Source organism: Chitinophaga sp. (assembly GCF_035564935.1).
In the GTDB taxonomy this organism is placed as follows: Bacteria; Bacteroidota; Bacteroidia; order Chitinophagales; family Chitinophagaceae; genus Chitinophaga.
In genome coordinates, this window is record NZ_DATMTE010000105.1 from 1 (window position 1) to 3884 (window position 3884).

The 3884-nt window shown below is 48.4% G+C and carries 1 protein-coding gene; it reads left to right on the forward strand.

Translation table 11 applies throughout. The features are described 5' to 3' along the window. Positions 1-137: 137 nt before the first annotated feature. Positions 138-3884, forward strand: a 3747-nt coding sequence (locus tag VN105_RS02850; protein WP_325637722.1) for a Calx-beta domain-containing protein, incomplete at its 3' end; no start/stop codon positions are given.

Genomic DNA, 3884 nt, shown 5'->3' on the forward strand with positions numbered 1-3884 from the left:
ATTTTAAGAGATCCGCATATAGGGTTTTACAAAGGACTGTTTTTCACATTTTTGACTTAAAATCTATATGTATAAATAGAAATTTACACGCTTATATGTTACTCCTTTCCTATCCTACGAAATTAATCAAGCAAGGTATGCCCCATCGTATCCATGTGTTCCTGTGCCAGGCTGTTTTCCTCATAGCTGCTTTTTTCCTGGTAAGTACGGGCGTACAGGCTCAGGTTACCATTAACCCGCTGGGAGGTAATACGCTTACCGACGGATTGAGGATAAAGATCAACGCAGACGGTACCTATGAAATTACGAGGAACGGAAGATCTGAATCCAGGAAGGAGAACAGCAGCGCGGTAATGGGCATCCGCTCAAATTTTAAGATAGAGAACACCACCGGTTTTTTTACGCCTTCGCCCCTTGATATCAATTTTACAAAAATATCCGAGGTGATGGGGGCCGGTACAGTGGCAGATCCTTATAAGGTTTGTTTGGCCGGTACGCTCTCTTATTACGAAAATTTCGGCAGGGGACCCTTCGATCTCACCATGCTGATGACCATCACCTACGTGGCGCCCAACAGTTACTTTGTACTGGATTATACTTTTTATAACGACCGGCCTTCCACCACATTTCACCTGTACCTGAGTGAATTTCCCACTATGCAGGATAACCCGGTGGCGCCCCTGCTGGATAATAACAAAAGCGCTACAGGGTTTATGAATCCTCCGGGCGGCGGCGCTAACCCGGATATCATCGGGTTTATAAGACCGGCAGCATATAATCCTGCTTATCCCAATGCTACTTTAGGCCCGTTATCACATACCTATCACGCCTATACAACGTTTTCTTCTTATGTGGCGAAATCAGCGGGCGACCGGCAGGTATTTAACAACATGGAGCTGGTGAATGCCATTGATGAAGGAGGCGTAAACACTTCCACCAAAGGGCTTGCCGCAGCTATCAACCTGGGAGTAAAGCCAACAGCCAAAGCAGTGGGTACCCGTGTGGCAGTTGATTACGGATATGATAATTCACCGGTGCATATTAACCTGCAGGGAACGCCGCTTAGTACCAACACAGATCCCATTTCCGTATCATTTGAGAAAGATTCAGCTATTGGTTTGGAAGGAAATAACGGGGATCTCACCTTACCTAACTTATACCTGGTAGTGAATAATACTGCTACCATTACATCGGAGATGTATGTGAAAGTAGCGCTGGTGCCTCCGTCCGGCGGATCGCATAACGCTGTGCAGGGTACGGATTTTACCTTTTACGGTGGGTTTATGATCCCGGCCAAGGCTTATGTTCCCGGCGATAAGATACAACTCACCAACATTAAGATCATTGGTAACAATAACCTGGAATACAGCCGGCATATGACTTTCCAGCTGGTGCCGGTTACTGAGAACAAGCTGGTGAATATTACCGGGAGAACTACCAGTACCTATACCATCCAGGATGATGAACCGCGGAATATCACGTTATCTGCGCCTGCGAAGATCCGCGAAGGCAGCACCACTGATTCCATCCGTGTAACGCTTCCGCCGGGAGTGCTGGCATCCGAAAGAACCAAAGTAGATATTTCTGTGGTAGCTGCCGGTACAGAAGCGATTGGGTCAGACTTTACCTATGATAATGTTGCTTACATAGAAATAGATTCCAACGGGGTAAATATCCCTGTAAGACCTGTGAAAGACAGTATCCTGGAGAAGGATGAACTGGTGAATTTCAAAGCGGATGCTATGGTAATGGGGCAGCCGCAAACATCTTCCGGGTCGCTTCATATAGAAGACGCTACCAGGCTGGACCCTACATTAACGGTATTGTCGTTCACTACCGATGATCCTGCACTGCTGAAGGAACCTTATAACGGATCAGTAACCATCTCCTTACCAAAGGATGTGACCACCGATCTGCCGATTGATGTAGTGATCAATAAAAAAAGCACTTCTACCGCTACCGATGGTACCGACTATGAGCTGAATGGCCCTGTTACCATTCCGCAGGGAGCCGGCCAGGTGACGGTACCCTTCAAGATCAATGCAGATAATGCTATAGAAGGAACGGAAAAAATAGAGATAGAGCTTTCTGCTTCCGATCCAATACCCTCCACTACTTACACCACTACTGTTACGCCGTATGTGGCAAATATTACGGATGTGCAGCTGCCGATGACAGCGCCCATCATTTTACACATTTCTGCAAACACCGTTAATGAAGGCGCTTCGCCCGGTGTATGGGCTGAGTTGCCTGCTAATCTTACTACCGAAATACCTATCCAGGTGGACTTTACTCCAGGCAGTTCTTCCACAGCGGCGCCGGGAACCTATACGTTTCCTTCCGGTACAGTGACTATCTTACCCGGCAAAACATTGTCTGATACCGTATTGGTAGGCGCCAGCGCCAACCAGGTATTTGATGATACCCGCAAGCTGGTATTAGCAGGAAGTACACCGGGAACCGGTATCCTGGTGAAAGACAGTCTCACGCTTACTATTAATGATCAAACAGCGCCCGCACAGAAGCAATTAACTATTGCCCCGCTGAAGTATCACCTGGATGAAGGCGACAGCACCCGGTTTACCATTGCACTACCTGCCGGTTATACTTCTGCAAAAGACATTGTGATTGCGCTGAAAAGAAACCCCACCGGCTCCGAAGCCGGTATAACAGATTTTGGCTGGATATCGGAAGATACCATCCGTTTACCGGCCAACACAGCATCTCCTTATACCACTACCTACACCATTATAAATGCGGCAGGCGATGATAATATTATTGAGCAGGATGAACGGCTGGCGCTGACCGGCAGTGTATTCGGACTCAGTGGATACACAGTTTCAGATACTGCTGTTATTATTGATGATGCCACCCGCAGGGATGCCAATAAAACCAAACTCACTTTCACGCTGCCAACTGCGGCGGTGAACGAGAACAGCACCAATAATATTGGCTTTAGCTTACCATCCGGTGTAACTACCGAAATACCGATCAAGGTAACACTTGGCGGCGCTACTGGAACGGCTACACGTAATACCGATTATTACCTGCCCGCGGATACTTCCTTTACAGGAGCCTCCGGTATTGCGGAACTGAAAGTAGCGGGTGATATCCTGGTGGAAGATGCAGAAGATATCCACATTACCCCGGCAGTGAGCGATGCGCTGGGCACTGTGTATACTTTCCTGCCTGCCACCGTTGATATTAACATTAAAGATGCGCAGTATCCTTTCCCTGCGGGTGATTCCGTATTGCTCACCAGTGCGCCTGACCCTGTAACAGAAGGAGGTTCAGCTGTTATAACCGCTACTTTCCCGCATAGCTGGAAAGCAGGTAAAGCCTGGACCATCAACCTGGCAAAGGATGCAGTAGCATCTACTACGGCAGGTACCAGTCATGGCGCCATACCCGCTTCCATTACCATTGCAGCCAATGCACCGTCGGGTGTTGCTACAGCCATTACTACCAACACCAACAACGTGTTTGACGACGGTGGGTTTATTAAGGTAGATGGCAACGCCGGCAACACCAATATGCCGGCTACGAGCGCCATCATCCATATCACCGATGGCACGGACCCGGCACAAAAGAAACTGGTATTGACCGCGGTAACGTCTACCCTTGCAGAGGGCGGCAGCACTGCTTTTACAGTGTCATTGCCTGCAGGTTATTCCGCTGCCAAAGATGTAAGCATTGCATTGACTACCAATCCAACCGGCACCGATGCCGCTGCCGGCGACTATCAGACCTTGCAAAGCAGCATTGTATTCCCTAAGAACAGCAACACTTTCACTACTACCGCACCAGTGATCAAAGCCACCGCGGATGATGTGATAGAAAACGATAAGCAACTGAAAATAAAGGGTACCGCTGCCGGCTATACG